Source organism: Marinobacter alkalisoli, assembly GCF_045449855.1.
Taxonomy (GTDB): Bacteria; Pseudomonadota; Gammaproteobacteria; order Pseudomonadales; family Oleiphilaceae; genus Marinobacter.
On record NZ_JBJJLC010000051.1, the window covers coordinates 1 to 5,279 of the forward strand.

Consider the following 5,279-nt stretch of genomic DNA (forward strand, 5'->3'; position numbering starts at 1 on the left):
TGGCGTTAAGAATTTAGGAGATTCATGGACTGTTTTAACCATTCAGGAGTGGCGGCAGTTGGTACATGCAAATGCTGTAGCAAAGGCCTTTGCTCGAACTGTGCCACTGATTTAACTTATGGTCTTGCGTGCAAAAATCAGCATGAGTCTCAAGTCGAGGCCATGAACATGATTATTGAAAACAACGCCAAGATGTACGCTGCTGCTCCCAAAAATACGATAATCGCGCCGGTTTTTTACTTGTTCATGGGGCTCTTGTTTTCGGGTTTTGGATACTTCTCAGGTGGCGGGATTGTCAGCTTGCCGTTTTTAATGGGGTTAGGCTTCATTGTTTTTGCAGTCGTGGTTTTTTTGCGCAACAGGGCGCTATTCGGGAATGGCGAAAATTCTTAACAAGGCGCATCAGTTCGCGGCCTGTGGCCGCCGGACGCCACTGACGTGGCGCCGCTGTGCTTGGCGTTACACATTGCAGGAGGCATCGTGATAGTCATCTATGGAATCAAAGAACACCTTAACCCGGTCAAGACTCAGCTCTCCGAAGTCATTCACGGATGCATGCAGTCCGTACTCGGAATGCCGGAAGATAAGCGGGCTCATCGTTTTATCCCGATGGATGCCGAGGATTTTTATTACCCAGGTGGCAGAACTCCAGCCTACACTGCCATCGAGATCAACATGATGCAGGGGCGGGCTCCCGAGACCCAAAAAGCTCTGATCAAGGAGCTCTTCAGCAAGATTGAGTCTGTGGTTGGCATATCACCTGTGGACATCGAAGTGACAATTAAGGAGCAACCTGCCCATTGCTGGGGATTTCGGGGCATGACTGGAGACGAGGCACGTGACCTCAAGTACTCAGTCAATGTGTAACAAATCGCTCAAGTACGTTCCCGGCCTGACGGCCGTCCACCGGACGTCCCTGACGGGCCGCCGCTTAGCTTTGCGTTAGGCGCGATATGAAAGTCATCACCATATTTTTAATTTTAATACATTGTGTAGCCTTTCCGGTACTAGCTGCGGGTGAAACTCTATCTAAGCTAGAGGCTCGCATCAATTCGGAAGGTGCTCGGGCTGTTCTATCCGATATCTGGAACTCCCCAGAATTTGGTGATGTCTTGGATAGCGTTGCATCTGGTGATGAGCGGTGGTTAGAGGTAGGTCTAGCCCTGCGTGAAGAATCAGACGCGGGAGTTACAACAATGTTAAGGGAATCTTTTGCGTTAGCTCTTATTTCCGCTCCAGCGAGAATTCTTCAGTATCAGGAGAATGGGAAACTTGGATTCTCTGTGGAAGAACTCTGCGGATCTGCATTCATCGATGAGCCAGCAATGGGCTACAATGCCTATTTCAACGCTATAGAAAAATCTATACTAGCTATCCGCAGTTCTAGCCTAGTTGAAACAAAGGAAGGGTGTTTGAAAGCTCTAAATGAAGGACGTAAAAGCTACTCAAATTGGAAAGCGTTAAACGAAGAGCGTGAAGCGTATTGAAATATGCCTAACCAACTGTTCCAGTACATTCCGGCACCTTCGGTGCCTCCATCGGACAGCCTAGACGCGGCTTCGCCGCAGGCTGCCGCTGAACAAGGGCGTTAATTGCAGGTTCACTGAGTGCGGCGATAGTTTGCTATGCTTTCTTCAAGTTATTCGATAGGGGAACTTGATGTGAAAAGCTTGCTGTTTGTGTCAACGCTGTTGCTCGTAACTCTGGTCACCAGGCCGAACAAATGGATTTATCGAGCAGCCTTGTTTGTGTTGGGCTGGGTCGTCCTTCAGATAGGGTACTTGTTTGCTAACTTGGCTCCGCTTTTTCCTGGAGCAGTGAGTGATATTTTGGCGGGCAAGGTTCCACTTGGTGCTGCTGTGGCGGTGGGCATTTACCTGCTCGTTTTGTTCCAGGTTAGTCGCACCTACAAGTCGTACATTGGCTTAGTCCATGTTGCGATGCACCGGCGGTTTGGCGTTGCCTCGTAACTCCACAATTAACAAGGCGCAGCAGTTCGCGGCCGATGGCCGCCGGACACCCTTTCCATTGCGGCTCCGCCTCCATTCCAAGGGTGCCGCTGTGCTCAGCGTTATGCAGGGAGGGGGTATGTTCGACAAAACGTACAGGGTAAGCATGCAGAAAACTTATTTTTCTTTGTGTCTCGCCCAGATAGACACCTACCGAAAAATTCTTGCTGACATCAATGAATTAGAGACCGGACACGTTCCGGACGAAGAAGCGCATATCGCGCGAATGAACTTGGCTGTTTTGGAAGAGAAAAAGGAACAGGCAGTTGTCGCCCCAGTTATCTCTGCCGCTATGTGTTTGGAAGCTTTCTCCTACGACTATGCAGCAACTCACTTAGGTGATGCGTACACTAGAAAGCACCTCGAAAAACTGGATGTACCTTCTCGTCTTGTCATTGCCACCAAGCTAGTTACGGGGAAAGACTTCCCGACCGATTGCTCAGCGTACGGCAACATGAAGTCCGTGATTAAGCAGAGAAACAGCCTCGTACATTTCAAATCAAAAAACTTTGAAGTGGGTGATATGGAACAGGCTCGCAACTACATCGATCGGCTATCAACAGAAATTGAAAAGACGGTCGATATCTGCGAAGAAGCTGTTCGTGGAATTATGATTGAGATCGACAAGCTGCATGTGAAGGGGCGGTTTTATGAGTTTTCTATTGAGCCAACCCAGTGCCATGCATAACCAGGCCATCCACCGGATGCCAAAACCTTCGCTTCGCTCTAGTTTTGTCACCGGTGATGGCGAGCGTTATAAATCAGGGAGTAGCCCTTAATGGAGTGGCGCAAGGACGAATACTTAATCACCGATGACAGAGCTCAGGTTCAGCTCAATACAGTGCACAGTCTACTGGCAGCAACGTATTGGGGAAGCCGTCGCCCTTTCGAGGTGGTGGAGCGCATGGTTGCTGGTTCTATTTGTTTCAGCCTTTATTATGGAACGGAGCAAATTGGTTTTGGGCGCGCAGTCACTGACAGTGCTACGTTTACTTGGGTGGCGGACATCGTGATTGAGCCTGCGTATCGGGGTGCGGGTCTTGGTAAGTGGATCATGGAGTGTTTGGCCGCCCACCCGGCCATTAAGGGCACCCAAATGGTGTTGCAAACCCGTGATGCGCACGGGTTGTACGAAAGGTTTGGGTTCTCTGGAAATAGTGCTCTCATGAGCACCGGTGTAACTGATTTATAACCATGCCAGTCACGGCGACGGCTTTTACATTGCGGCTTCGCCTCCATTCCAAAGCCGCGCGTGCTGAGCGGCGTTAGGCACTATGGAGAAGCAATGTCAGCTTTAGATTTTTTGCCTCCCCACTTGGCTGCTCTCTCAATATCAGAGAGAGAAATTGTGTTGTCTCTTGATGCAGCTCTTGAGGCAGTTGACTACCTTGAGTGTCATGGACGACAAATATTGGGCTGGGAAGGTTGGGTAAAAACACCAGATGGTCGCGTAGGTCATGGTAGTGCGCCGCAAGGTACAGTTAGCCTTGAGGAGCTCTCAATAGCCGAAGCAGCAGCGGTTTGCAGAGCGACAATGCCTGAGGATGCCAATAGTTGGGCTGCAGAGAACCCAACATCGCCAGAGTCCTTGTTTTTCTGCATCACTGTGCGTGGTCAATCCAAATGTCGAAACCGATAACTAGGTGGATGCCTAACAAGGCCAGTCACGGCGACGGCTACTACATTGCGGCTACGCCTCCATTCCGTAACCGCGCGTGCTGAGCGGCGTTAAGCTCTGTTGTTGCGTGATGCGCAACATGCTAGCATTGCCTCATGATTAAATCATTCCGTCACAAAGGACTGAAACGGTTCTACTCGACCGGCAGCACGGCTGGCATACAGTCTGACCACGCCAAGAAGCTGCGCATGCAGCTTGCTGCTCTAGAGACCGCCACTTCAGTGGAAGACATGGATATCCCCGGTTTTCGGCTTCATCCATTGAAGGGCAAAGACAAGGGGCGGTGGTCGATTTGGGTAAACGGAAACTGGCGCATGACGTTCGAATTTCAGGACGGCAATGCCTACATACTAGATTATGAGGATTATCACTAATGACTATGCATAATCCGCCACATCCTGGTGAATTCATTCGGGAGGTGTACCTGGCGCCTTTCGGAATCAGTTCCCGTCAGCTTGCTTCCAGTCTGGGCGTTTCACCTTCCACTTTGTCTCGATTGCTCAAAGGGGATAGTGGGATTAGCCCGGAAATGTCTCTTCGGCTGTCCAAGGTTCTCGGGCGCACCCCTGAGAGCTGGTTGGCGATGCAGGATATGTATGATCTCTGGGTGGCGCGCAGTACAGTCAATCTGGATGGAATTCATCCTCTGGATTTCGAAGCAGCTTAACCAATAGTTCCAGTACGTTCCGGGCCGGACGGCCCTCCACCGGACAGCCTTGTCGCCGCTTCGCTCTGCCAAGGCTGCCGCTGAACAACGGCGTTGAGGCTGTAGAAAAACTCAAAAATCCCGCAGCGGTTTGATAGGATCAGGCAAACGGACAAGGAGTCGTCAGATGCCTCAAGCCAAACCCCGTTTCAGACCCTACAACCCCGACCAGAACGCCATGGTCGTGATCAACTACCAGGACCAGCTTCAGCCCGGCACCTTCGAACACGCGGTGCACTACCTGATCGAGCACAAGCTGGACCTGTCGGTCTTCCATCCCAAGTACCGCAACGAAGACACCGGCCGGCTGGCCTACGATCCGGCCATCCTGCTGAAGATCATCCTGTTTGCTTATTCCAGGGGCATCACCTCCAGCCGGGAAATACAGTGGTGCTGCGAGACCAACATCACCTTCAAGGCGTTGTCCTGCGATACCGTTCCCCACTTCACCACCCTGGCGAAGTTCGTCAGCCGCCACTCGGATGAGATTGAAGAACTGTTCGAGCAGGTGTTGTTGGTGTGCCACGAACAGGGGTTACTGGGTAACGAACTCTTCGCCATCGATGGCTGCAAGATGCCCTCCAACGCCGCCAAGGAATGGTCCGGCACCTTCAAGGAACTGGAAGAGAAACGGAAAAAGCTGCGACGACTGATCCGCCTTCACCTGAAGGAACACCATGAACGGGATGAGGCGGCCACCGAGGCCGAACTGGACCGGGATATCCGCCGGGCAAAGACGGTCCTCTCCCTGGACGAATCCCTGAAGAAAGTGAACTGCTTCCTAAAGACGAACCGCCCAAGGATGGGCCGGGGGAAGCGGAGCAAGGAAGTGAAGAGCAATATAACCGATAACGAAAGCGCCAAGATGACCACCAGCAAGGGCACG

10 protein-coding genes are annotated in these 5,279 nt (G+C 51.6%); all 10 read left to right on the plus strand.

The genetic code is table 11. The annotated features are described in order from the left end of the window. Positions 1 to 168 precede the first annotated feature (168 nt). A complete protein-coding gene (locus ACJO5Y_RS18225; protein WP_406989199.1) occupies positions 169 to 393 on the plus strand; it encodes a hypothetical protein in 225 nt (74 codons plus the stop codon). Positions 394 to 480: 87 nt separating this feature from the next. Then, complete coding sequence (locus ACJO5Y_RS18230; RefSeq protein WP_406989208.1) at positions 481 to 867, plus strand: tautomerase family protein; 387 nt, start codon at positions 481 to 483, stop codon at positions 865 to 867. A gap of 86 nt (positions 868 to 953) precedes the next feature. Next, positions 954 to 1,487: a hypothetical protein gene (locus ACJO5Y_RS18235; RefSeq protein WP_406989210.1), complete on the plus strand. Its 534-nt coding sequence runs from the start codon at positions 954 to 956 to the stop codon at positions 1,485 to 1,487. Between the two features lie 138 nt (positions 1,488 to 1,625). Next, positions 1,626 to 1,970: a hypothetical protein gene (locus ACJO5Y_RS18240; RefSeq protein ID WP_406989211.1), complete on the plus strand. Its 345-nt coding sequence runs from the start codon at positions 1,626 to 1,628 to the stop codon at positions 1,968 to 1,970. 118 nt (positions 1,971 to 2,088) lie between these two features. Beyond that, entirely contained in the window at positions 2,089 to 2,697 is a 609-nt protein-coding gene (locus ACJO5Y_RS18245; RefSeq protein ID WP_406989213.1) for a hypothetical protein, read from the plus strand. Positions 2,698 to 2,787: 90 nt separating this feature from the next. Further along, positions 2,788 to 3,201, plus strand: a complete 414-nt coding sequence (locus ACJO5Y_RS18250) for a GNAT family N-acetyltransferase (RefSeq protein WP_406989214.1) — start codon at positions 2,788 to 2,790, stop codon at positions 3,199 to 3,201. 93 nt (positions 3,202 to 3,294) lie between these two features. Then, positions 3,295 to 3,648: a hypothetical protein gene (locus ACJO5Y_RS18255; RefSeq protein WP_406989215.1), complete on the plus strand. Its 354-nt coding sequence runs from the start codon at positions 3,295 to 3,297 to the stop codon at positions 3,646 to 3,648. Between the two features lie 134 nt (positions 3,649 to 3,782). After that, the gene (locus ACJO5Y_RS18260) at positions 3,783 to 4,061 is read left to right on the plus strand and encodes a type II toxin-antitoxin system RelE/ParE family toxin (RefSeq protein WP_406989216.1); all 279 of its coding nucleotides are present in this window, start codon (positions 3,783 to 3,785) and stop codon (positions 4,059 to 4,061) included. After that, positions 4,061 to 4,354: a HigA family addiction module antitoxin gene (locus tag ACJO5Y_RS18265; RefSeq protein ID WP_099620049.1), complete on the plus strand. Its 294-nt coding sequence runs from the start codon at positions 4,061 to 4,063 to the stop codon at positions 4,352 to 4,354. Before ACJO5Y_RS18260 ends, ACJO5Y_RS18265 begins: the two co-directional genes overlap by 1 nt. Before the next feature lie 166 nt (positions 4,355 to 4,520). Beyond that, on the plus strand, positions 4,521 to 5,279 hold a 759-nt coding region (locus tag ACJO5Y_RS18270), incomplete at its 3' end, for a transposase (RefSeq protein WP_406989219.1).